The organism is Listeria kieliensis (genome assembly GCF_003369925.1).
GTDB lineage: Bacteria > Bacillota > Bacilli > Lactobacillales > Listeriaceae > Listeria > Listeria kieliensis_A.
In genome coordinates, this window is record NZ_LARY01000002.1 from 223,421 (window position 1) to 248,179 (window position 24,759).

The following is a 24,759-nucleotide window of genomic DNA, read 5'->3' on the forward strand; positions in this document are numbered from 1 at the left end:
TCTTTTGTAAGCGTTTTACTGACAGCGAGAATTAGCAAACAGCTTTTAAATAAGAGGAGGGAAAAGGAAAACATGAAAAAGAGAGCTTTGATTGTCACACTATTTGCCGCTTGTTTATTTTTAGGAGCTAATCACGCACATGCAGAAGAAAAAGCTAGCATCAGTAATGGAGGTTTTGAAAAGCCGCTTGAAAAAAACGCAACTCAAACTTACAAAGCAGAGCGCGTGACTTCACTAAGTGGGAAAGTCCATTCTGGGAACTTTGCTTTAAAAATTGGAAACGAAGCCCCGGATAAAACCGATCCAAAATATCCATTATGGCAATTTAATGGTAGCAAAGGATCTGTAAACCAAGTTGTGAAAAACGTGAAACCGAATACGCAGTACAAAATTTCGATGTATTACTTCAATGAAAGCGGCGCAGATATGCGACTTGGCGTGCTTGACACGGAAGGAAGTAAAAATTGGAAAAGCGGTCAGCTAAATTCGGTTTACCATAATCACAAAACGAAATCGACCGCTTGGGAGCAAGATACGTTCACAATTACAACGGGGCCACGCACAACTGAACTTTATTTGTTTGCTTTAACAAATTGGAGTCCAGATTTCAACTTTGCGAGTGTCTTTTATGTGGATGACTTTTCTATTGAAGAAGTTGCTAAAGAAGCGTCCACGATCCCCCAAACGATTGACTATAATCCGGCAACAGCAAACGAATTCCCTTTAACGATGCCGCTGATTAAGAACTTTGTAAAAAGTGAAGCGCCAAACTTTAAGTTAAACAAAAATCATACAGACTTCTACGCCACAAAGAATACGATCTCACACGCGAAAACACTTGCTCAAAAGCTAAAACAAGAAGGGCTGATCAAGTCCTACTCGGTTAAGCTAGATAAAGGGAAAAACAAAAAGCGTCCGGGCATTTACATAACGGAAGCAAAAATCAACTACGCACTTAAAACCGACACCCCCGTTTCTCGAAAAGAAGCATACGAAATCAATATCTCGCAAGAAAAAGTGGAAATTCACTCGAGCCACTTGACGGGCGTACAAAACGGCACGATGACCCTTCTCCAAGCTTTGCGGCAACGGGACTGGCTGCCTGCGGGAACTGTCGAGGACTACACCGACCAAGAAATCCGCGGTTTGCAGGTCGATTCCGGGCGACGCTACTATTCGATGGACTGGCTCAAGAAAACGGTCGACGAAATGGCTGAGCTAAAAATGAATAAACTGCAGCTTCGCTTGAAAGATAATGAAGGCATTCGTTACGAATCGAAAGTCGCTCCACAATTTGTTGATACGTATGGTGGTTACTGGACAGCATCAGAAATCCATGATCTTGTTCGCTACGCGCGTGCGCGGAATATCGAAGTCATTCCAGAAGTTGACCTTCCTGGGCATTCCGAGCAAGATGGGATTTATTTTGATTCCGATTGGTTGCTTAATCCAGGTGAAGATTCACGCGCGCTAGATTTTTCGAAGCCAGAAGTGAGAGCATACATGGCGAGCCTTTATAAGGAAGCATTTGATTTATTCGATTCAAACATCGTGCATATCGGCGGGGACGAATACTTTCAAACGAAAAACTTTGAAGACCCTGAAGGTAAACTTGCAAAATGGGCGCAAGCGGAATCGGGCAATCCTAAAGCCGATCAATATGACGCACTGCGGCTCTTCTTAAATGAAATGGCAGAACCGTTCTTAGCGGAAGGAAAAACCGTCTTCGTTTGGAATGACAACTTAATTGGCGATAGCAAAGCGATTATTCCGCTTGATAAGCGTATTACAGTTGATGTTTGGGCGGGCACTATTTACGGCTCGACGACTGCTAAAGAAAAAGTCAATCAAGGTTATAAAGTAGTCGGATCTGCATCTGACTTATATCATGATTTATGGCCCGAAAATGATAAATTAGATCGACCTTTACCAGAAAAACTTTATAATGAATGGTTCTCAAGCACTTATTCGCGTGGATTCAATCCAGCGGAAAACTTGACTGACCAAGAGTTACTGCAAAGTAAAGGGCAATTCTTCCCGATTTGGGACGATGCAAATGGCTTTGCGCCAGAATACATTTTAACTAAAACCCTTTATCCGCGGATCAACTTATTCGCTAATTCCATGTGGGGTTCTACGGAGTGGCGCGACAGAACTAACAAACCTTCTTTCGGCGAACTGGAAAGAGTGATTACTTCATTTGCAAATCAAGCCGAAGCAAGCATCCAATATACGGATAATGACGTTCGCTTCATTAAAGACAAGATTAATGAAGTTTTAAATGCGAATGAACAACAAGGAACAGCGAAAGCACGCGCGGAACTAAAAGCTTATTTGGCGAAAATGGAGCAAACTCGTAAGACTAACAACAAGAAAATTTTCACTGCGATTCGTTTATTTGAAAATCTAGGTAAGGATGCGGGCATTAAACAAGCAACGGTCACGGTTCGTTACGAAGACACACGTGGTCATAAACTTCTTGCTGACGTTCAGTTAAAAGGGAATATCGGCGACCGCTATCAAACGGAACGAAAGGATATCAGCGGTTATAGTTTGAAGAAAGTAATCGGACAGGCTTCTGGTAAATTTAAGCATAAAGCGCAAACGATCACTTATGTATACGCGAAAAATCCAGAACGTGCTGGAAATGTCACGGTTACTTATCAAGATAAAAATGGAAAGACGCTCGCAAAAACGGAAATTTTAACTGGAAATGTTGGCGAGCGCTACCATGTAAAAGCTAAAAACATCAAAGGATACAAATTGATTAGCCATCCCAAAAATGTGAAAGGGAGCTTCACTAAGAAAGAACAAAACGTTCGCTTTATTTATCAGTATCACAAAAATAACCACTGAACTAAAAGAAATCCCTTCAAGCTAAATTAGGTTTGAAGGGGTTTTTTATGTAAACACCCTTGCCACTAGCTGCCCTTCTTATCCCCACTTTTCTCAGTAACGCAGTCCTCTTTTTTGGTTCACTTTTTCTGCGATAAAATTAACCTTTGCAACCGTTTAATGAACCTTTTTCGCAAAAAGCATTGTAATCTAACGCTCGCTATGCTATTGTTTATTGTGGCGTAACACAATTGAAATAGTCTAATTGTATTGTAACAATCGAACTATTGACGAAACAAATCCGCTATGGAGGAGATTGATATGAAAAAAGCAATAAGTTTAGGACTTGCTCTTTTATTGCTTTTCACAACACTATCCGGGTGTAGCTCGCCCAAATCGAACTTTACATCCACATTACGACAATTTAGTTTAAACGAACAATATACTTTAAATATTCAAACTGAAATCAATGAACTAGCTAACTTTGAGCAAAATGCTCTTTTCAAAAACCTCGAAAAAGGCGATTCGCTATCCGCCAAAGTTTCGATGGACGAAAAACAAAAAACAACTTTTGCTGATGTCAATATCCGTAAAAACGAAATCCCGCTTCACTTTGAAGCCTTACAAAACAATAAAACGGGGCGTGTTTATGTCCCTGTTAATACGCTTTATCAGCTTAGTGACGAAAGCAAGCAAGCTTTTGGCAAAAACGGGCAAGAAATTCTCGATTTTGTTTTAGAAAATAATAAGGCATTAAAAGCCAAATACCTGGATTTCTATGATACGGCGCAAAATCTGCTTGGCTTTACGATCAACCAAGTTGCTGCTGAAAAACAAGCAAATGAAATTCGCCGACTCGAAAAAGAAACGCTGCAAGTTTTATACGATTTCCTTAATCAGATGGACGAAGACGATTTTAAGCAAGAAAAAGGACGCAAAATTTCACTGCAACTGGACAAACGGGACTTGAGCGAACTAATGAGTGAAGTCTTACAAGTATGGAATAAAGATGATGCCGCCATTCGTTTACTATCGACTGGAAAGGAAATTTCTAAAACCGAAGCAAAACGCATCTGGAGCGACTTAAAGAAAAATACAAAAGCCGAAATGAAAAAACTGATAGAAACTAAAGGTGAAAATCTTTCCGTCCAGTTAACACTTGAGCAAGATTCTGAAAGTAAATTCAAGAATTTAAAAATCCGAGTTCTGCACACATCTGCTGAAAAAGCGACGCAACTAGATCTTTTAACAAGCATCGAAGCCCTTCCTTTTGAAGAAGTGCAAGCGATGCCTGAGAAAAATAAGATTGTAAACAAAAAAGAACTCGATAAAGCCATTTCTGATGGATTAAAGAAATATTTAGAGAAAACGCGCTAATGAAAACCGCCCGTAGTGGGCGGTTTTTTACTACAAAAAAGCGAAAAGCAGAGGATTCCTCTGCTTTTCGCTTTTTCTTTAACCAATAAACTGATTTTATTTATCAACAGGTACGACTGCACCTTTCCATTTATCTGTAATCCAACTTTGGATTTCTTTCGAATGCAACACTTCAACAAGTTTCTTGATGTTTTTATTGTTCTTGTTTGATTCTTTTGTTACGACAATGTTCGCATACGGAGAATCTTTGCTTTCAATCGCAATGGAATCTTTCGTTGGATTCAAGTTTTGATCCACAACAAAGTTGGAGTTGATCGCAACCGCATCGCCTTCTTCATGGTTATATGCCGTCATCAAGTAAGCTGGATCTAGGTCATATTTGAATTTCAAGTTCTTCGGATTGTCTTTAATATCATCAAAAGTTGCATCTTCAGGTTTCACACCGTCTTTTAGAGTGAGCAACCCTTCATCGACAAAAATACCGATCACACGCGGCCAGTCTGATTTACTGTTTGATAGCAAAATTTGTGCGCCATCTTTTAGGTCCTTCAAGCTTTTCACTTTCTTCGAATAAATCCCCATCGGCTCAATATGAATCGCTCCCACATCCGCGAATTTGTAGCCCTTTTCTTTTTCTTCTAGCTCAAGGTAAGGTTTGTGTTGGAAATAGTTTGCATCAATCTCGCCTTCATCTAACGCTTTGTTTGGAAGTACATAATCTTGATACGTCACAATTTTAAGGTCAATGCCTTCTTTTTTCAAAATTGGTTTAGCTTGCTCTAAAATTTCCGCATGAGGTGTGTTTGAAGCTCCAACAACTAATTCTTTACTGTCTCCTGAACTTTTCTTGTCGGCGTTTCCACCGCAAGCAGCTAAAACTAATACTAAACTAAAAACAAATAATGCACTTAAAACCTTTTTCATTTTGACACGCTCCTTTTTTATCGTTTATCCACGATTTTCGTAAGTAAATCGCCGATGAATTGAAAAATGAAAACAATGATTAAAATAATGATCGTCGCAACGATCGTAATTTCTGGCTGGTTACGCTGGAAGCCTTCTAAGTACGCAGCGTTTCCGAGTCCACCGGCACCAATGATCCCTGCCATTGCGGTAAATCCAACAAGCGAAATCGCCGTAACGGTAATTCCCGAAATCAGTGCGGGTAGCGCTTCTGGGATGAGGACTTTGAAAATCGTTGTCGATAAGCCGCCTCCCATTGCTTTTGCAGCTTCAAGGACCCCTTTATCCACTTCGCGGAAAGCAATTTCAACCATGCGCGCATAAAATGGAGCCGCCGAAATAATCAGCGCGGGTAAGGCTGCCTTTGGACCAATGATCGTTCCAATCACGGCGCTTGTAACCGGAAGAAGTAGGACGATTAAAATGATAAAGGGAATCGACCGAAAAACGTTCACGAGGACGGCCGTCACCCAATATAATATTCTTGCAAAAATGTTTTGTTTGCGGTTCGTTAAAAACAGTAAGAGACCAAGCAAGATGCCGAGGATAAACACGGCAATCAGCGAAATAATCGTCATGTACAAGGTGTCTTTCGTGTAACCCCACATGGCTGTCCAGTCAATATCGCTCAAAAATGCGTTCATCCTTCAATCACTTCCGTTTCTACTTTCGCCGCGCGTAACGACTCAATCGTCTTTTCAATTTCTTCGTCTGTTCCTTGAATTTGCACATAAAGCGTGCCGTAAGCCCCGTTTTGCGTTTGTGTGAGGCTGCCGTGAAGCACGTTTAAATCCACCTCGTATTTTTGAGCCACTTGTGAGATAACCGGCTGGGTTGCATTCTCGCTCATAAACAGCAACTTCACGAGTTTGCCTTCGGAATAATTTGTGAGCAGTAGGTGAATCAGTTCTTCTGTTTCATCCGATTCAGTCACTTGTTCGATAAAGCGCTTCGTCACATTTTGTTTGGGATGTTTAAAGACCTCAAGCACATCTCCAAGCTCCACCACTTTTCCCGCTTCCATGACAGCCACTCGGTTACAAATCTTACGGATAACGTGCATTTCATGGGTAATCACAATAATAGTCAAGTTCAGCCGTTTGTTGATATCAAGCAAAAGATCCAAAACTTCATCCGTCGTTTGTGGATCAAGTGCGCTCGTTGCTTCGTCGCAAAGCAATACATCTGGGTCATTCGCAAGCGCTCGTGCGATTCCAACACGTTGTTTTTGGCCGCCGCTTAGTTCAGATGGATAAGCATTTTCCTTCCCGGAAAGCCCCACAAGTTGAACCAGTTCTTGCACGCGCTCTTTTCGCTCAGCTCGTTTCACACCAGCAATTTCAAGCGGGAAAGCAATATTTTCAAATACCGTCCGCGACCAAAGCAAGTTGAAATGCTGAAAAATCATCCCGATTTTTTGGCGCGCTTTTCTAAGTTCGCGTCCCTTGATTTGACTGATTTTTTTATTATCCACCGTCACATCGCCTGCAGTTGGTAGTTCGAGTCCATTAAACAAACGAATCAAACTACTTTTCCCAGCCCCGGAATAACCCACGACGCCGAAAATTTCACCATCAGCAATTTCTAGGCTGACGTCATCCACTGCGCGCACACGATTTTTACGCGCTACATAATCTTTTACTACGTTCTGGAGCGTTATCATTTTGCCTCACCTTTTCCTCATAAACTAAAAATGCCTTCCTGCATGAGCAGAAAGGCATGAATAAATTCAACTTCGCTTTCTTCTCATCTTTCAGAACCTTTCGTTCTGCATGAATTAGCACCTTAAGTAAAAAACACTTAGGTTGCTGGGTTTCACAGGGCATTTCCCTCCACCACTCTGGATAAGAATTTAGAACTATTTTATTTGGATTATTATATCCTCTGTTTTTTTATCTTACATTTTGAAGAACCATTTGTCAACAATAAATTATATGGTTTTCTTCACTTAAAGCCAAATGGCTCGTGTTACATTAACTATAAAAAGCGCCTGTTCAGCCGTTTCACCGTATATATGCTGAACAATCGTTTGACTCACAAAATAAAAAACTGCCAAGACCGTCAAAATCGCCACTACAAGAATCGTCAGGTTTTTCATGGTCATCACTTTTCCCCCTCATGCTTCTTAGTTTACCTTGCCAAACTAAATCGCAAAGAAAGAAAAAGATAAGAAAGTTTAAAGATTGAGTAGCGGTAATTTTACCGTGAAAGTAGTCTTCCGGTTCTTGCTTGTCGCCGTTACGAGCCCACCATGTCGTTCCACGATCGACTTCGAAATCGCAAGCCCAAGCCCCGTTCCCGTCGTCGTTCGGTTTTTATCCACTTTGTAAAAACGCTCAAATAAATGTGGCAAATCAAGCGCCGGAATTTCTTCCCCAAAATTGGTCACATTAACGACGGCCCATTCTTCTTCCTGATACGCTACAACTTCAATTTTCCCGCTATCACTGCCATAGCGAAGCGCATTTGAAAACAAGTTTTCAAATAGCCGCATAATTTGATTGCCATCCCCGTTCACAAGCAAGTTTTCCGCTTGATAAAGTTCCACAATTTCCGTGCCTTTTTCGCGCGCCAAGCCATCAAACTCCGCCACAAGTTGCCGCAAAAGTTCCACCATATCAATCCGGTCTGTCGCAAGCAAATAATCCGGACTTTCAAGCCGAGTATACGAAAACAAGTCATCAATCAATTTATGCAAATGTCGCGCCTTATCATATACCAAATCCGTATAATATTTGAGCTCCACTTCGTCGCGGTACCGGTCATCGTGAATATAACTTAAATAGCCAAGAATCGAGGTGAGCGGCGTCCGCAAATCGTGCGAAACATTCGTGATCAAATCATTTTTCGCTTGCTGCGCTTCTTGCTCCTGCTCCATCAAGTTCTTCTGGCGCGCTCGCATTTTCTCAATGTTCGTCTCAAGCTCGCTAATTTCCGGAACGAGACTCGATGTATCAACAGCCCGGTCCGTACCAAGCGCATAATTGATCGTCCGAAGTTGATTTTTCAGCGCCCGCCCACGCATAAACCGGTAGAAGAAGTAAAACACAAGCCATGCCATCAAAACCAGTAACACATATTTCGCAAGAATCATAATTGGAGATTCAACGATGTTATTATACTTTCCGCGCCCAAATAAATCGATGAACGAATCATTTAAACCACGCAAAACCACCGAATCATCGCGAATCGAAAGCAGCCATAAATAAATCGTTTGCAGAGCAAAGGAAGCAACAAACCAAGATAAAATCGCAAATAAAATAATTTGCCAAGGTCGCATCACGTGCATCACATGTTTCAACCAACGTTTAAATTTCAATTTTATATCCTACTCCCCAAATCGTTTTGATAACATTTTCGCCACCCATCGCAACTCGCATCTTGTCTCGCAAGTTGCTAATGTGGACCATCACCGTTTTACTCGCTCCAAAAGCTTGCTCCTGCCAAATTTTCTCGAAAATATATTCTGAACTGAAAACTCGGCCTGGTTCACTAGCCAGCAAATAAAGAATATCAAATTCCGAAGTCGTCAAATGCAGTTCGTTTCCAGAAACCGTCACAATGTGTTGATCGCGGTTAATTTCAATCGGACCAATCACAAGATGATGACTTTCCGAACTCGCTCCTCGTTGCATTTGCTTGATGCGTCGCAAAATCGCCTTAACCCGCACCGAGAGTTCTAGCGGATTAAACGGTTTGATCATGTAATCATCTGCGCCCGTAAGTAGTCCCATAATTTTGTCGTTATCTTCTGCTTTCGCACTGAGCATCAAAATCGGCGTTAAAATCCCTTCACTACGCATTCTGCGACAAACTTCAAGCCCATCCAGTTTTGGCATCATAATATCTAAAATCACAAGCGAGAATTCCCGCTCATTCACAAGTTCTAAAACTCTTTCCCCGTCATAAGCCTGATAAATCTCATAGCCTTCGTTTTGAAGATAGAGCTGCACCAAATCCACAATTTCTTTATCATCATCAGCAATTAAGATGGCTGTCATATTAAAATCGCTCCTCTAATTTGTTAGTCCCATTGTATCACCACTACAAGAAAAAAAGAAATCCGAATCAGATTTCTTTAGTAAAAATTAAACTTTTCATCTAGCTATAAATACGTTCTTCTTCTGGCTCAAGGTGAATCAAGACCTGCGCCTTCGAATAAAAATCATATATTTCTTTTTCAATTTCGTTGCAGAGCGCATGCGCCGTCTCGATTGTCATCTCGGAAGGCACGACCAAGTGAAAATCAATATATTCTTCTGCCCCAGCACGACGCGAGCGAAAATCATGGAATTCAATAAACTCAGCTTGATGTGCCATAATGATTCGCTTAATTTCCGCTTCTTCTTTGCGCGACAAACGTTGATCCATAAGCGGCGGAAAAGATTCTTTCAACAATTTAAAAGCCTCATACATAATATAAATCGCCGTCAAAATCGCGATGATCGGATCCAGAAACAGCCAGCCCGTCAAATGAACCAAAAGTAAACTAAACGCAATTCCAAGCGAAGTGAACACATCCGTGTACAAATGAAGCGCATTCGATTTCATCGCGACCGAATTGGCTTTATCTGCCGCTCGTTTAATGATGCGAGAAACGATGAAATTGATGAGTGCGCCAAGTACCATAACTCCGATTCCAAGCATTGGCAGTCTAATTTCATGTGGATTGAAAAACTTGTCGATCGACTCTGTGATAATCCAAATTCCCGCTACAAAAATCAACAGCGTTTCGATTGTCCCTGCAATATTTTCCGCTTTACCGTGCCCATAAGGATGGTCCTCATCGGCCGGACGTCCAGAAATCCGGAGTGAAAAAAAAGTGATGACTGAGGCGAATAAATCCATTGAAGAATGAATCCCCTCTGAAATGACAGCAACCGATCCTGTCAAAAATCCGATGATCAATTTCAAAACGACAATCACAAAGTTACTGATCACCGAAAGAATCGTTAAATTTTTATGTTTTTCTACATGACTAGCTTCCATTTTAAACCCCCAGAACTTTTTGCCGTAGTTATCTTATCACAGCCTGCCGTTTTGGGTCTATAGCAATCTTTTTAGTAGTGTTCAGCTCTATATCGAGAAGGAAAAAGTTTTTCCTTTAGGCAAATTTGGAAGTAAATTCAAAGACATCCATGACATTATTGATTTCGTAGCGCTTAGCAACGAGCTTGCCATTTTGAATCGCGACAAGCGCAGGAACGGATTCAATTTCAAATTGACTAGCGTAATCCGGAATATAGTTAAGGTCGATTTCGGCAATTTGTAGTCCCGCCTCCCCTTTCAACACGAGTTCAATCATTTCACGAGCAACCTGACACCCGCCACACATCGGCGTGTAAAAAAAGAAGAGCTGATCCCGTTTTTCCTTAAGCACCGCCTCAAGTTCTTGCTTTCCAAAAGTGAGCACAAGCATCCCCTCCTTTCCATGAAGAAAAACCGGCTCCACAAGGGAACCGGTTTTTGCTGTCTATTTCTTACGCTTCGTCAACGCGTTTTTGGTAATCTTCGCTTGAAAGTAGTTCATCCAAATCTGCTTCATTTGTTGCTTCCACTTTCAAAATCCAGCCTTCGCCGTATGGATCGCTATTTAACGTTTCCGGAGCATCTTCAAGAGCCGGATTGATTTCAACGACTTTACAAGCAATCGGTGCTAGAAGATCAGAAACCGTTTTAACCGATTCAACACTTCCATATCCACCATCTTTTTCAAATTCATCGCCAACTTCAGGAAGTTCAACGAATACAATGTCCCCTAACTGATCTTGTGCGAAATCCGTGATTCCAATCAGATATGTATCGCCGTCTTTTTTCACCCATTCATCGTCACTTGAATACTTTAAAGTTTCTGGTATATTCACAGCCATTTTAAAAATTCCTCCTTTTTATCTCTTTCCTGTTACGCTTTATTATTTCCAATCAGCTTCAAATTCTTGCTCTTTAAAGCCGAGTGTTACCTTATTCCCGTCCGTTGTAAGCGGGCGCTTAATGAGTTTTCCATCAGAAGCAAGCAGCTTGAATGCTTCATCCTCCGGCATATCCTCAAGTTTGTCTTTAAGACCAAGCTCACGGTATTTAATCCCACTTGTGTTAAAGAAACGGCGCAGCGGCAACCCACTTTTCTGCCAAAGCGCTTTGAGCGTTTCCGCAGTTGGCGGCGTTTCAACCAAGTCAATTTGGTTATACTTCACTTGATTTTCATCGAGCCAAGCCTTCGCTTTCCGGCAAGTTGAACATTTTGGATACCAGTAAAAATCAATCACATCAGTTGCTCCCTTCATACTCTATTCACTTTCTATCATAGAATATTTTAAAGGAAAGCACAACTAAAAAAACAGTAACTTCACATTACAGTAATCATCTTATCACGACTTCGATATGAAAGCAATACCAATGCAGTAAGCGCATACAAAAAATATTTTTTCTGACTCTTTGTTTAAAAAATTGACACATTTGTGGAACAAAATTCTTATTTTATTGGAAAACCGGTTGCTTCAAGTGCAAATAGGCAAATGCAGCAAGCGGCTTGAATTTGTTTGGAATCATGGCTCTAAAACTTCGCTCTTGATATTGTAGAGTCTGAGGTTGTTTTGGAACCATTCAGAATAACATAGCTCTAAAACTTTTCAATAGATGTTTTTTAATACCGAATGGTTTTGGAACCATTCAGAATAACATAGCTCTAAAACATTATTTGACATCAAACCAATAGCGGCAGAGTTTTGGAACCATTCAGAATAACATAGCTCTAAAACCTCGGAAAGCTTTTCCGACATTTCGTAATCGCACCACTCGTCCCTAGCAAGGACTTCAATTCTGATGGTTTCGTTTCGTGTAAATCTCAAAATACCCATCCACAATACAGGCAAACAACCAAACAGGTTTATAAATCTTTCAACACTTTGTTTGTGTTCTTAAATGCAGTATCTACTGCTTTGCTCCATTTTCCTTGAGCCGAGCTAGAAAAAGAATCCAAATAGGCCTTACTTGCAGACTTCACTTTTTGAACCGATTCTTTCTCCATCTCCTTCATTACCTGTTTCCGCGTTTCAGAAGTAGACTTGCTGTGCGAAGCCGTAAAAAAGTGAATTAATGATTTTTCAGCCTTTTTCTGGATGTCGTTTAGCCCCTCTGCTAAGCCATCAATCATAATTGTTCTCCTTCCTTCTTTTTAGCAAGCAAGTACTCCTCTTCATAACGAGTTCTTTCTTTATCATAGGCCTGTGTGGTGTGTTCCATTTCCTCTTCCAGTTCATTCGTCAGTTGCTTGACCAAATAGTTTCCTTCTTCATGAGCGTGTGAAATGATCGAGTATCCTTTTCCCATTGGTGGCATTTGTTCCGAATCATAACGAGAAGTCACATATCTTAATCGATCAGCCAAATCATCTAAGCCTTTTTCAAATCCTCTGTTTTGAAAATAGATTTCTTCTAAGTTTTCTTCTTGCTTTTTATGTGTTCTAGTATAATCTTGTTCCAGTTCTTCGAGTCGCCTTTGAAATGAAAGCTCCATCTTATGCACCTCCAATCTGTTGCGCTAAATCGTGATCGTTTTGTAACTGATCGGCGATCGCATGCTTGATGTTGTTAATTAATTCATTATAGTCTTTTTCAATCGCTTTTAATTTTGTGATCTTTCTTTGATACTTGTCTTTGGGGTTTGTTCGAATGCTTGCTTCCGTTGCTCCACCGCTTGCTAGAGCATCGAGTATTTCAGATTCAGAAAGCGATAGTCCAATTGTCCGCGCATCTTTTAGTGTGTCTCGCCATAATTCATCCGCATTATCCATTCCTTTTTTAAAAGCCTTTTGTAGTTCGTTCATTTCATATTGAATGGTCATCTTCATACCTTGTGTTAAAGCTAACGCTTCAGCTGCATCTAAAAAGATTTTTTCTGATCCAGATAAATGGCCACCGCTTTTTGCAAATATTTTCTTCAGTTCTTCAAGGCCGTTCAGTTTTTCCCTTGTTGTACTTTTGGCCAAAGCAGCATAACCCTTAGCATCAGTCAGTACATTCCCATCTTTATCATATTGATAACCGCCCCACATATGTTGATCGGTCACGCTATCCGCTTTCTTTGAATCTACTAAAATAAGTTGGCCAATCGTTTCCTGGTTAACTCCGTAACCAATTGGAATAATATCTCTCGGATCAATATAGTTATTAATAATCCCTAATTTATTTAGTGCCGCCACAGTTTCCTTTTGTTTACTGTTTAGTGTAGAATACACATTCGGACCTTGGTATAAATAGGCGCCTCCAATATGCCTAAGCTGTTCCTGGCTTAAATCAGCTAAAGCATATTGCCCATTCATCGAACCTAGGGAATGGCCATAAATATAAATTTTAGCATTTGGATATGTACGTATGGTCTCTTTTAGCGTATCCGCAGACGAAGCAAGTTGTGGACTTGCAGGAGCTCCACCTCCATTAAAAATGGCGGTTCCCATAATTAAATCGTTTCCAATCCAATCTTTGATAACGTCACCAGGTTCTTGTTTTATTTTGTCAATTCCCGTAGAGCCACGATAAAGAATCGTGACTTCTTTTACATTGGCCCGCTCGGATGCTGATGCCGTGGGAAGCGTTCCTTTATCCGTAACAATGTAAGATTGCTCGCCAGTGGATTTTTTATTATTCACTTGGGAAACCTTGCCTACTTCCCCCTTTCCTGTAATAGTGATAGGGTCTCCTTGATGTAATTTAGAATACTCCCAATTTGCATATTCAACTCGCTGTTCATCATTCATTTATTTCTACTCCTTCTCTTCTAAAAATACATTTAGTTTCTTTTTAGGAGCTGTATTAGTCGCCTTAATTTCAGAATTGTTTTTTTTCAAACCAGCATTAAAAGTTAATGTTTTGTCATCATTTACATAGCCTTGGAACAAAATGCCACCCATAGGACTTTTTTCAACAGTATCATAATCGATTGAAACACTACGTATTTTATTATGTGTGTCATATACTGCCAATTCTTTTTCTATCAAACTCTCATTACTTTTTACAACTTCTTTCATATCTTCATTCAACTTTTTATTATCCATGTATATCTTCCCTCCCACAATTGCGATAACAGCAATAATGACTACAACAATAGAAATAAAAATAATCCAACCTTTTTTCATCTCATTCCTCCATCTTTTATTCTCTCTATCAAAAATGCCTCTTATAATATACAATAAGAGACACTTTTTTGAAATTAAAAACCAAAGTTTTGAGAAAGTTGCTGATCTTGCTCTTCCACTGCTGTCGCTGTTTTTTGAAGTTGTTGTTCAATTTGGTCCATCAAATTCGCAAACTCGGTTACTTTTGGTTTTAGTTGATTGAACTGATCGTCAAAGCGCGCGAATGCTTGTCCTTCCCATTCACTGCGAAGTTGTTCTTGTAATTGAGATAAACGTTGTAGCATTTGTTCAATATCTCGTGCGCTTGTGCCATATGTTTTGGCGCGATCCCGTAGTTCTGCCGGGGTCATTCTGATTTGACCAGACATGAAAATCATCTCCTAAATTATGTATTGTTTTCTTTCAATTTTTAATATAGCACAACCTTAACACCATGTCTGTGAAATTTTTGTGAATATTTCTGTTCATCAGATACCGAGCTTTAGCAGCGCAAAACACGTCTTTATCAATGCTTCCACTTTATATCTGCGTCTCGCAATATGTCTACACAATGATACATTGTCACACAAGCACTTTTGCTAATGAAAATAAATCCCCCTAAAAACATGGCTACTTCTAAAAAATTATATTGCATTGGAACCATTCAGAATAACATAGCTCTAAAACTTCAGCCATAAGCTTGTCGAAAGTGGCGGAGTTTTGGAACCATTCAGAATAACATAGCTCTAAAACGTACTATGAGATTTAGAATTTTGCTTCTGAGTTTTGGAACCATTCAGAATAACATAGCTCTAAAACTAAGGTAAATAAGCATTTAGCATTGTTGATGTTTTGGAACCATTCAGAATAACATAGCTCTAAAACATGAAAACGAAACGGAGCAAGAAAATCCGCGTTTTGGAACCATTCAGAATAACATAGCTCTAAAACCTCGGAAAGCTTTTCCGACATCTCGTAATCGCACCACTCGTCCCTAGCAAGGACTTCAATTCTGATGGTTCCTTTTTCATATTTTTGCTTTCAAAGAACACGCTTTTTCTTGGCTTCTTAGAAACATCAACTGTTATTCAAGTCACCTATTCCATTAGACTAAATCCTCAGTGCTTAAAAAGTAATCTTCATCCAAAATATATTGAATACATCCATCAACTCTTCTCGGCTCAACGATCAATACCTCAACATTATTTAATGAGATATATTCCAAGATCTCCACGATTTCTGTTTTTGTTAAATACGAGCAAATATTTATTAAAACTAAAAGTTTTTTCTTGGATAAATATTTATAGACTTGAAGAATCTCCATAAGCTTTTCAAAAATCGTGTCACTTTGTGTTTCAATCTTGATTCCAAGGGCTTTAAATAATTCTAAAATAGTTATTTCATCACCTTCTAAATCAAGTTCATGCTCTAATAATTCATAGCCGATAAGTTCACTAATTGTAGATGTTAACTTATCAATCATCGACTTCACTTCTGGTTTTTCGTTTAATTGATTTTCCAAGTCTGCGTAAATAAGTTTTAAAACAGTAGGGGAATTCACATCAAAACCTAGAATATCAGTGATTAGCATTAGCTCTGAAGATTTCAAGGCTTGAAATTTATCATCAAATAATTTCAAATCAGTTGCTTCTTCATACTGATAAAAATTTTGTACAACACTCGAAAATACTCTTACATCTTCTACCACAAATAAAGTACCATCAGAGATTTTAATCGGTCGATCGAGTAACGGAAAATTAAGATTCATCATAATCCTCCCCTAAAAAAACCACTCTTGCATCTGTATTTGCGACACTCACGTCTTGTACGCCACTTAGATAAATCATTCTTGAAAATTGTTTTTCTGTGACCGTGAGTAACGTAATCAAACCTTTTTTAGGCGCATTTTGCTTTAATCGACTCACCATCGCAGTATTAGCCGAACTGTTCAATAAAATTTTACTGTAAACAGAAAACTGGTGCATAATAAACCCTTCGTTTATTAGAAATTTGCGGAACCTTCTATACGTTTTTCGCTCTTCAGCAGTTTCTGTCGGCATGTCAAACATTAAAATCATCCTCATATAGCGATAACTCATATCCCAAATTCAGGAATCCTTTCTGTTCCTACTTCTCCATTCAGTGCTTTGATTATTTTCTTCGTATAATCACCCACTATATTGGTCAAGAACATATTATGACCATTATAAAGATAATTATTTGTAAACAAATCAAATAGTCTTCGCTTTATAATCAAAAATTCCTCTTTCCTATTTTCATAGACAATTTGATCAACAAGTGGGCGAAAAGGTTCCATAATGTCGCTTGCTAGATTAAAATCATTGAATTGATTGGCATGCTTTAATCCTAACTGCGTAAGGCAACCAGATTTTACGATTTCCCTAGCAAACATGCTCATTAGTAGCGTATAGCCATAATCCAAACCGGCGTTAATAGGTGAGTCTTCTTCTCTAGTAAAATCATTTCCGAAAAGACTATTAAAATAAATTCGCGCCGCGTGCCCCTCACGATTCGTGGGATCAAACAGTTCTAAACAGTTATGAAGTTCCACCAGTGACTCAGCTTTTTCATATTTTCCAAGTTGTTCAAGATGCTGCTTTTGATTTAAAATTTTTTGGGAAATAATTTTTGTCCAAACCTCTGCTTTATCAGCATCTTTCCAAACCATTTGCTTTGTCAATTGTAGACTACTATCATGCCGACCATAAAAAGGTTGCAATTTAGCGATAGGCAAACGCTTATCATCGCAAAAAAGAACTAAAATATTTTCATCTACCAACCTTTTTAATAACATTGTTGTTATTGTAATATCAGTCGTTTCTAGTAATAACACGTCTATTTCCGACAAATGAATTAACTCTTGACTACTAGATGTTCGGTAAATAAAATGGTTGTTTTTATAGGCTAATTTCGAATGCTGATTCACGATGATCGTGCGCCAACCCATTTATTCATCCACTCGCTTTCTTGCTTCATACAGTCCTGTTATCGACTGATAAACAACGGTTGCTTTTAGTAGTTCAGCTGTGCTTGTGTACCGGTGACGATCAATTTTTTCACCAAAAAACTCAAAGCTAGCTGGAGCACCCATTTTATTAAGCTGCATCAAGTTAATAAACGAAACCGCTATTTCTTGGGCAGGAGCATTTTGATTTTTTTCGTATAACGCTTCAACCTGCTCTAATCGCTTATGCGCTAATGTGTATTTCTTGGTAAATTCACTGACCTCTGCCATAACCTCTGAAAAACCTTCTCTATGCTCTTCAACATATTTTAAACTGTTATCTTTTTCAGCCGAATTACCCGTACTGATTTTTGCGTGATATAGCAATTCGACTAAATGATTAGGAAGAATCATTTGATTTCCTTTTTGTGCTTCGCCCGCACTAGCCAGTAAACGACGGCGACCATCTTCAAATTCATAAAGCGCATATTTAGGTAACTTCAGTTGGACAGTTGGATTGATGTAACCTTTACTTTCCAAAAAGCGCACGGCGTCTTTTTCAAATGCTGTTCGTTCCATAATTGTAATTCCTAAAATTTCTTGCGTGACTTTACGACTCTTTCCCTTTTCATGAGAAAACAAGATCGAATAAGCTACAATCGGACTGTCAAAACCACCATATTTAGTTGTATCCCACTCATTTTTACGCGGAATCAATTTTTTCGAAGGTCCTTTCGGCAAAATCGATTCTTTAGAAAAACTGCCCGTTTGCACTTCAACTTTTTTGACAATATTCATTTGATGATAGCCTAAAACTTTTTTGATCGTCTTGATATCTCGTTCTTTATGCCAAACAATTTCACCATTTTCATCGGCTCTTCTATCCGTATCAAAAAAGCGCATAATATTCGAGTAAAATTGCGTTTTCTCTGTTGCTTTGTTATCTTTGAAAAAGTCAAATTTACGATAATCTCCATAGACAAACTCTGGGGCAAGCTTTGGATAGACTTTTAATAAAGCGTTTGCCACAACGCCATTTAGATAGGCATCGTGTGCGTGATGATGATCATTGATTTCTCTGACCTTATATAGCTTAGTCATTCGCCTAAAGCGACTAGTTAAAGCTGATTTCAGTGTGACAATTTGAGTTTTAAAAATGGTTTTCCCTTCTGAATCTTTTTCCGCATTAAACTGTTGATGAAGAATGCCCGCCACATTTTTAGTGATTTGTCTTGTTTCAACAAGTTGACGTTTGATAAATCCTAGTTTATCTTTTTCCGTTAATCCACCACGCTCTGCTTTTGTTAAGTTATTTAATTTCTTATCACTGATTAATTTTGCATGATGAAGTGAATTCCAAATTGATTTCATTTTCCTGACTACATCAATACTAGGAACATCATCTGATTTTCCACGGTTTCCGGCAGAAGTTACTAGCACACGATTGTCTAGTGAATTATCGGTTATAAAGCTCTGTGGAATAATATGGTCGATGTCGTATTGTGAGAGATTGTGTATATCCAGTGGCTTATCCGTATACATATCTCTCCCATTTTGTAAGTAATACAAATACAAACGATCATCCTGCAAATCAGCATTTGTTGCCGGATGTTCTTTTAAAATATCGCTTTTAAGTTCACGAATCGCTTCTTCGAGTCTTTTCAACCGAGGCTTGGAATTGTTCCTTCCTCTTGCAGTCGTTTGAGTTTCGCGAGCCATTTCGATCACAATTTTCTTAGGTGGATACCCCATAATCCTTACTAACTCTTGCACAACTTTCAAACTTTGCAAAATTCCTTTTTTAATAGCAGGGCTTCCTGGTAATTCGCGAACAATTTCATCAATCCCAGCAGACATGTCTACACTTGCTTTTTCAATAATTTCCTTAAAACTTAAATCCTTATCCGAAATGAGTTGCATCAAGTTTCGGTTGATATTTTTCTTCACTCCATCATCACTCATCAAATAATCCAAAATCGTCTTTTGCGACTGTTTATCGCGAATACCGACCAGTAGCTTTTTAGAAAAGCGTCCCCAACCTGTGTAATGACGACGTTCCAATTTTTTCAAGATTTCTTTTGAAAGAAGATCCGAATATTTGCTTAGTTGCGCGTGAATCATCTTACGGTCTTCAAAAACCGTCAAAATTTTAACAATCTCTTCAAACATTTCCTCATTTTTCGGATCATTTAAAAGCCCTTCGGAAATCCCCAATTTGATAAAATCATGATATGACTTAAGCGAAGCATTGAAGGAGTTTTCAATCCCATTCACTTCAGGACTTTCTAGGCCAAAGACATTGCTCAAATAATTTTCTAGCATTTTCCGAGTTACCTTGCGCTCAGCTTTAAACAAGCGATTAAAAATAGCCAGTTTTTCCTGCCCATTAAAATTTTGTACGATCCCTCGATCATCCGTATAGGAAACCTTCGTTAATTCATTGTAAACCATGTATTTTTCATAGATCAGACTATGTTTTGGTAGTACTTTTTCTTCCGGCAAATATGTATCAAAATTCGTCATTTTCTCGATGAATTTCACTGCTGAATTCGCTACATCAATGTTTTCTTGTAAATTCCACGGACGAATCGCCTCATCCGTCGTACGCTCTAGCCAAGCAAACCTGCTGTTATCTTTCGCCAAAGGACCAACATAGTAAGGAATTCTAAACGTAACAAGCGATTCGATCTTCTCCTGATTCTCCGCCAAGAAAGGATAATAAGTCGCTTGCTGTTTGATGATCGCCTGCAACTCCTTCAAATGAATCTGATGCGGAATCACCCCATTATCAAAAGTCCGTTGTTTTCTCAAAAAGTCTTCTTGCTCAATCTTTTCAAGAAACAACTGAGCACCCGCAAGTCCACTTAGTTTTTTCTTTAAAAAGGCGTAAAATTCCGCCTGAGTAGTCCCACCATCAATGTATCCCGCATAACCATCTTGTTTTGCATCCACAAAGAACGCTTCATATTCATCAGGCAAATGCGTTTTGATAAACTGTTTCAATGTCGCTAAATCTGTTTTGTGATCCTTGAAACGTTTCACCATTGCACTTGACAACTTAGCTCTTGTTGCGCGGTCATTAACCGTCAAAATGTTCGCAAGTTCCATCGCATCATAGACATTCTTAGCTGCAGCAAAAAGTTCAGCATAATCATCCCCAATACGTCCAAGCAACTCTTCCAAGTCCTCATCATAGGTGTCCTTTGAAAATTGAATTTTAGCATCTTCGTCTAATTTAAAAATCGATTTAAAATTCCCTTGATTGCCGACCATCAATTTAAAAAACTGATTCAATAGCCCATTCGATTTTTCACCAGGAAAAAGTTTCAGCAATTCGTCAGCTTTTCGCGATCTTGATAATTTATCCTTCAAGATTTCTTCCACTTTCACATCATCCGACATTGCTGCACCAGCATAATCAGTTTCATTATAAGCTTCCATAAAAGCACGAAATGTTTCTTTAATCGAACTATTTTCGAGATTCAAATCTCCTTCAATCAAAAAATGCCCTCGAAATTTAACAATATGAGCCAAAGCCAAATAAATCAATCGTAAATCCGCTTTATCTGTCGAATCTGCGAGTGACTTGCGAAGATGATAGATCGTTTTAAAGCTTTTGTGGTACTCTACTTCTTCTTCAATTGTTCCAAAAATAGGGTGCCTTTCATTCTTTTTATCATCCGCAACTAAATAACTCTCATCAAGTCGTGCGAAAAAGTTTTCATCTACTTTGTTCATTTCCGGACCAAAAATTTCTTGCAAATAATTCAAACGATTTTTGCGGCGACGCAATCTACGACGAGTTGTCCGTTTTAACCGTGTATCCATCGCAACTTGTCCAGCGTCAAACAAACGAACACCCCAAAAATTTTTCTTTACACTCGACTTTCCCGCCATGCCAGTCACTTTCATTCTACGCCGTACAAGGTTGTAATCGTCTGTTAGAACCGCCCAACCAACACTGTTTGTCCCAATGTCTAGACTAATTGAATAATCCTTCATCTCGATGCCTCTTTTCTTTTAAAATAAATTTGTGCTTAGGTAACGTGAGACTAGTTGACTCCCCACACACCTATTCACTAAAAGTAGTTTGTTAATTCTGATTTAATTATATACCATTTAGACATTTAATCAATAACCCTATTGCAAAATAAATTTAATTTGATATAATAAAGATGTTGGAATTATTCAGAATAACATAGCGAGTTAAAATAAGGCTTTGTCCGTAACCAACTTTTAAAGTAGCGCTGTTCTCGGCGCTTTTTTCATACCCAAATTTATGGAAAACTAAGGCAAGCTTATCTTTCATAGTAAGCTCCGCCTAGTTACTTTCTTTCAATTTAATTTTTCACATTTTCGGGCTATTTTAGAAAAGTTTATTTTTTAGTAATCAGAATTTGGTATAATAGAAGAGAAATATAGCCTTTAGAATCATAACTTTATTTACATATCTTAATAGAACGATTCTTGACAAAAAAATAAAAAAGAACCATCAGAATAGAAGTTCTGCTAGGGACGAGTACTGCGATTACGAAATATCGGAAAAACTTCCGAGGTTTTAGAGGTATGTTATTCTGAATGGTTCCAAAACAGTTGTTTCTGTCACATTTCCGCCTGTTTCGTTTTAGAGGTATGTTATTCTGAATGGTTCCAAAACGGTCCAATGTTGTTCACTCCATAACCGTATGTTTTAGAGGTATGTTATTCTGAATGGTTCCAAAACAGACATGATAAGTCCTGACTATGTAGCGGAAGTTTTAGAGGTATGTTATTCTGATTACGTCCGCACAGAATCTGTGCGGTCTATTTTTCTTTCCTCCTATGAGTTCTTGTTCACTCCAATAATTCAAAAACTTCCCCATCTATCACAATGGTTTGGCACTCGATACTTAATGATAAATCACCTAATTCAATTGAAATATTTGCTTTTGAAGAAAAATCTCCGCCTGCCCCCATTTCTTGTGGTGAATCCATGACATCTAATTCCATCATTTGAAAACCGTGATCTTGTTTATCAAACATAAATCGATCAGAACCATAACCATTTTGAAAATAACATGCAGAAACTTTTTCAAATCGTAATTGAAGTTTATTTTGAAGGTTTTCTTCCTCAGCAAAAATCATTTCAATTTCACCGTTCCAAACATCATGCCTCAGCGAATACAATGGAAATTCTGGGTATTCAAATATTTTTTTATTAGCCAAGATGTTATTTGTTATTTTTTTCTTAAAAAAGCTCAATTTTATTCTCCTTTTTCTCCCAATATTTTTTTAATCGTCCTCGTTATACTAATATTGTTTTAAGTAATTCAAAAGCGACTTGTAGCATCATTACCTTCGTTATCTGATTTTTGCTTTTCTTCCCTATTTTTCACTCAAAATAGTTTTGTATGACAGGATAAACTTCATAATTATTGATGCTCGCTGCATATTTTTGCTGCTCTTTATTAATGTCATCCACTGGAAACTGCTCAAATTGTTCCAGAAAATCTTCTTTTGTCATTGCTGAAGAATCAAAAAAAGAGAAAATAGATGCTTTTTTCTCAAAAATACCTACTGCTACCAATCCTAGTTCTGTAGAGAAATGTGCGATCCAGTTTTGTTTGTCATTAAACAAACAACCATATTCCAAAAAGGAAAAAAGAATATTTTCTTCCTCCCACCAAATTTTCAGTAATTCAGACACATTGGATACTTCTTCGGATAGATTTAATTCCATAACTGGGATTTCTTTTATGGTTTCAATATTTGGTAGCCACATCAATTGTGAAGCTTTTTCAGCTTTAGACAAGCAAATAATATCCTCCAAATCTCGCTCTAAAAATTTTTCAATTTCAATAATATAAATAGATTTTGCATCTTTAAACACCTTCTGAGGCAATTTTGCTTCACTCATATAGTGCAATTCTATATTTTTATACATTTCCTTAAGCTTATTTGAAGATGTCATTTTAATCAAAATGGTCCCTCCTTTTGAAATGTAAGTGCATTATTTGAAACCATTAGATAACTCAAATAGCCCGATGAATGAGTACATTCACAAAAAACTCGTTCCGTTCTTAACACACTATCTTCTTCCTTTCTCTTAAAAATCCCCTCTTCTCACATACTACATTTTAAGAATGATCCTCGTATTATGAATAATAACTGTATTTTTCTAGCCTCTTGAGTTAATAAGCTTAGTATTCTCTATAATATTTATAGACACCTCTTTACTAACTCCTCTATTAGTCAGTTGCCTATAAAAGTTAAAAACAGTCTCTCTAACATGTGGGTATGCAGAATCAGCCAATAAATCAGCTATTGCACATTGATCTTCATCGTCTTTGGCTTGCATTAATAGTTTCCCCATTTTTGTTACCCAATAATTATTTTCTTGCTCATCTACTATTTGGTAATTGATTCCGAAATATATACCTGCTAGGGCAAGTAGATCATTTTCCATTTTCATCCTATTTCTTAAAATTTTTTGATCCGCTTCATCTGGAAACAGTCCTAAATTATTGCTGCATAAAATCGAATTACAGGTTCATCATCATCTAAAAATTTTATTAGGTAAGGGATAACTTTTTTTTTTTCGTGATAACCTAATAGTTCAATACATCTTATAACAACATCTATTTCATCATTCAAATGTCTAAATGCAGCATTAATAACTTCTTTATGACCATTCACTAAAAGTGCGTCAAAAGCAGTGGCCCTTAAAATGGTTTCTTGGCTATCCGTGAATTTAAGTAAATTTTTTTGTACGGTTTTTCCTTTAGAAAATTTTGCCAGCATATTAATAATCAGAATTTGTTTATTCAAATTAGCTTGGTCTGTCTTTTTTATCTCTCTCAGTAAATGTCTTGCATCCATTTGAATAATTCTATCAAATTCTTTTTGACTAATCATTCAAAGCAACCACCTTTTTCAAAATTTTGTTTACCTCTTCCAGCAACTAAATCCCTCGTTCTCCTATCTTTTTCCCAAAAAATAAAAAACTTGCTCAACATATTTTCTATCCTCTTTATCTTTGTGAGAAAAAAACAAGAATTCTTCTTGATCATGCCCAATAATCAAGCAATCTCCTTTAAAGCACAAGTCTAAAAAAGTTTCGTCTTTTGTTTTCCTTAAAAATTTTTTGTTTTCTTCCTGAGTGACTTCCGCATCAGAAGTTAAAAGTATTCGGTTAAAAGAGGCAAACGTCATTGGATCTGAATAGTCAAATAAGAGAGCGATCAAGTCGCGCGAAACAGCTTGCTCAAAGTTAACACTTAGATAATCTCCTTGAGCCTCATAGTCTATTTCTTTTTGCGTTAAGATAGATTCCGTTTCATCATCATTAAAGTAATATATTTTTTTAATCTTATCTCGAAGCTTGTATATTTTGTTTTCTATTTGAGCATCATCTTTTAAGTCAATTGTCCAAAGAGATTTAAATCCATATACACGATAATACAAAGCCAATTCCAGGGATTCCTTATTTCCCTCACATTGATACATTTTTTGCTTCCTTTCTCTTTGC

Annotated in this window: 27 protein-coding genes, 1 CRISPR repeat array and 1 riboswitch; of the genes, 2 read left to right on the forward strand and 25 right to left on the reverse strand. The window is 38.1% G+C overall.

The window, feature by feature from the left end:
* The first annotated feature begins 72 nt into the window (after positions 1-72).
* Together UR08_RS06900 and UR08_RS06905 are read left to right on the forward strand one after the other, a co-directional pair.
* On the forward strand, positions 73-2,856 hold the full coding sequence (locus UR08_RS06900) for a family 20 glycosylhydrolase (RefSeq protein WP_115752938.1): 2,784 nt from the start codon (positions 73-75) through the stop codon (positions 2,854-2,856).
* A 300-nt stretch (positions 2,857-3,156) separates the two neighbouring features.
* Positions 3,157-4,212, forward strand: coding sequence for an Lmo2079 family surface lipoprotein (locus tag UR08_RS06905; RefSeq protein WP_115752939.1), 1,056 nt, complete (start codon positions 3,157-3,159; stop codon positions 4,210-4,212).
* Positions 4,213-4,308: 96 nt separating this feature from the next.
* Here the strand turns inward: UR08_RS06905 and UR08_RS06910 are convergent, their stop codons facing one another.
* The 25 genes from UR08_RS06910 to UR08_RS07020 form a co-directional block, all read right to left on the reverse strand.
* Positions 4,309-5,136: a MetQ/NlpA family ABC transporter substrate-binding protein gene (locus tag UR08_RS06910; protein WP_115752940.1), complete on the reverse strand. Its 828-nt coding sequence runs from the start codon at positions 5,134-5,136 to the stop codon at positions 4,309-4,311.
* Positions 5,137-5,153: 17 nt separating this feature from the next.
* On the reverse strand, positions 5,154-5,819 hold the full coding sequence (locus tag UR08_RS06915; RefSeq protein WP_115752941.1) for a methionine ABC transporter permease: 666 nt from the start codon (positions 5,817-5,819) through the stop codon (positions 5,154-5,156).
* A complete protein-coding gene (locus UR08_RS06920) occupies positions 5,816-6,838 on the reverse strand; it encodes a methionine ABC transporter ATP-binding protein (protein ID WP_115752942.1) in 1,023 nt (340 codons plus the stop codon). Before UR08_RS06920 ends, UR08_RS06915 begins: the two co-directional genes overlap by 4 nt.
* An 80-nt stretch (positions 6,839-6,918) precedes the next feature.
* A riboswitch (SAM riboswitch) is annotated at positions 6,919-7,026 on the reverse strand.
* 97 nt (positions 7,027-7,123) lie between these two features.
* A complete protein-coding gene (locus UR08_RS12995) occupies positions 7,124-7,279 on the reverse strand; it encodes a hypothetical protein (protein WP_165849957.1) in 156 nt (51 codons plus the stop codon).
* Between the two features lie 72 nt (positions 7,280-7,351).
* Positions 7,352-8,500 carry a sensor histidine kinase gene (locus UR08_RS06925; RefSeq protein ID WP_420812334.1) on the reverse strand — a complete coding sequence of 383 codons (1,149 nt, stop codon included), beginning with the start codon at positions 8,498-8,500 and terminating at the stop codon, positions 7,352-7,354.
* A complete protein-coding gene (locus UR08_RS06930) occupies positions 8,484-9,176 on the reverse strand; it encodes a response regulator transcription factor (RefSeq protein WP_115752944.1) in 693 nt (230 codons plus the stop codon). Before UR08_RS06930 ends, UR08_RS06925 begins: the two co-directional genes overlap by 17 nt.
* A gap of 100 nt (positions 9,177-9,276) precedes the next feature.
* On the reverse strand, positions 9,277-10,164 hold the full coding sequence (locus tag UR08_RS06935) for a cation diffusion facilitator family transporter (protein ID WP_115752945.1): 888 nt from the start codon (positions 10,162-10,164) through the stop codon (positions 9,277-9,279).
* A 115-nt stretch (positions 10,165-10,279) separates the two neighbouring features.
* Positions 10,280-10,588 carry a thioredoxin family protein gene (locus tag UR08_RS06940; protein ID WP_165849958.1) on the reverse strand — a complete coding sequence of 103 codons (309 nt, stop codon included), beginning with the start codon at positions 10,586-10,588 and terminating at the stop codon, positions 10,280-10,282.
* 67 nt (positions 10,589-10,655) lie between these two features.
* On the reverse strand, positions 10,656-11,039 hold the full coding sequence (gene gcvH / locus UR08_RS06945; RefSeq protein WP_115753743.1) for a glycine cleavage system protein GcvH: 384 nt from the start codon (positions 11,037-11,039) through the stop codon (positions 10,656-10,658).
* A 48-nt stretch (positions 11,040-11,087) separates the two neighbouring features.
* Positions 11,088-11,459 carry an arsenate reductase family protein gene (locus UR08_RS06950; protein WP_420812317.1) on the reverse strand — a complete coding sequence of 124 codons (372 nt, stop codon included), beginning with the start codon at positions 11,457-11,459 and terminating at the stop codon, positions 11,088-11,090.
* A 602-nt stretch (positions 11,460-12,061) separates the two neighbouring features.
* On the reverse strand, positions 12,062-12,328 hold the full coding sequence (locus UR08_RS06955) for a hypothetical protein (protein WP_115752947.1): 267 nt from the start codon (positions 12,326-12,328) through the stop codon (positions 12,062-12,064).
* Positions 12,325-12,690: a hypothetical protein gene (locus UR08_RS06960; RefSeq protein ID WP_115752948.1), complete on the reverse strand. Its 366-nt coding sequence runs from the start codon at positions 12,688-12,690 to the stop codon at positions 12,325-12,327. The genes UR08_RS06955 and UR08_RS06960 overlap by 4 nt, the downstream gene beginning before the upstream one ends.
* Position 12,691: 1 nt before the next feature.
* Positions 12,692-13,930: a hypothetical protein gene (locus tag UR08_RS06965; protein ID WP_115752949.1), complete on the reverse strand. Its 1,239-nt coding sequence runs from the start codon at positions 13,928-13,930 to the stop codon at positions 12,692-12,694.
* Between the two features lie 6 nt (positions 13,931-13,936).
* A complete protein-coding gene (locus UR08_RS06970; RefSeq protein ID WP_115752950.1) occupies positions 13,937-14,308 on the reverse strand; it encodes a DUF1310 family protein in 372 nt (123 codons plus the stop codon).
* A gap of 74 nt (positions 14,309-14,382) precedes the next feature.
* Positions 14,383-14,676 (reverse strand): WXG100 family type VII secretion target, encoded by a 294-nt coding sequence (locus UR08_RS06975; RefSeq protein WP_036071444.1) that lies wholly within the window; start codon positions 14,674-14,676, stop codon positions 14,383-14,385.
* Positions 14,677-14,938: 262 nt separating this feature from the next.
* Positions 14,939-15,238: direct repeats of the CRISPR family, unit length 36 nt; unit sequence GTTTTGGAACCATTCAGAATAACATAGCTCTAAAAC.
* Between the two features lie 154 nt (positions 15,239-15,392).
* A complete protein-coding gene (gene csn2 / locus UR08_RS06980) occupies positions 15,393-16,058 on the reverse strand; it encodes a type II-A CRISPR-associated protein Csn2 (RefSeq protein WP_420812318.1) in 666 nt (221 codons plus the stop codon).
* The gene (gene cas2 / locus UR08_RS06985) at positions 16,045-16,371 is read right to left on the reverse strand and encodes a CRISPR-associated endonuclease Cas2 (RefSeq protein WP_420812319.1); all 327 of its coding nucleotides are present in this window, start codon (positions 16,369-16,371) and stop codon (positions 16,045-16,047) included. The genes csn2 and cas2 overlap by 14 nt, the downstream gene beginning before the upstream one ends.
* Positions 16,372-16,382: 11 nt before the next feature.
* The gene (cas1, locus tag UR08_RS06990; RefSeq protein WP_115752953.1) at positions 16,383-17,255 is read right to left on the reverse strand and encodes a type II CRISPR-associated endonuclease Cas1; all 873 of its coding nucleotides are present in this window, start codon (positions 17,253-17,255) and stop codon (positions 16,383-16,385) included.
* Positions 17,256-21,254 (reverse strand): type II CRISPR RNA-guided endonuclease Cas9, encoded by a 3,999-nt coding sequence (cas9, locus tag UR08_RS06995; RefSeq protein WP_115752954.1) that lies wholly within the window; start codon positions 21,252-21,254, stop codon positions 17,256-17,258.
* 154 nt (positions 21,255-21,408) lie between these two features.
* On the reverse strand, positions 21,409-21,561 hold the full coding sequence (locus UR08_RS13000) for a hypothetical protein (RefSeq protein ID WP_165849959.1): 153 nt from the start codon (positions 21,559-21,561) through the stop codon (positions 21,409-21,411).
* 524 nt (positions 21,562-22,085) lie between these two features.
* Positions 22,086-22,493, reverse strand: coding sequence for a YxiG family protein (locus tag UR08_RS07000; RefSeq protein WP_115752955.1), 408 nt, complete (start codon positions 22,491-22,493; stop codon positions 22,086-22,088).
* A 130-nt stretch (positions 22,494-22,623) separates the two neighbouring features.
* Positions 22,624-23,211 (reverse strand): hypothetical protein, encoded by a 588-nt coding sequence (locus tag UR08_RS07005; RefSeq protein WP_115752956.1) that lies wholly within the window; start codon positions 23,209-23,211, stop codon positions 22,624-22,626.
* A gap of 198 nt (positions 23,212-23,409) precedes the next feature.
* Positions 23,410-23,697, reverse strand: coding sequence for a hypothetical protein (locus UR08_RS07010; protein ID WP_115752957.1), 288 nt, complete (start codon positions 23,695-23,697; stop codon positions 23,410-23,412).
* 50 nt (positions 23,698-23,747) lie between these two features.
* Positions 23,748-24,146: a HEAT repeat domain-containing protein gene (locus UR08_RS07015; protein WP_115752958.1), complete on the reverse strand. Its 399-nt coding sequence runs from the start codon at positions 24,144-24,146 to the stop codon at positions 23,748-23,750.
* Positions 24,147-24,209: 63 nt separating this feature from the next.
* A complete protein-coding gene (locus UR08_RS07020; protein ID WP_115752959.1) occupies positions 24,210-24,737 on the reverse strand; it encodes a hypothetical protein in 528 nt (175 codons plus the stop codon).
* Positions 24,738-24,759 lie beyond the last annotated feature (22 nt).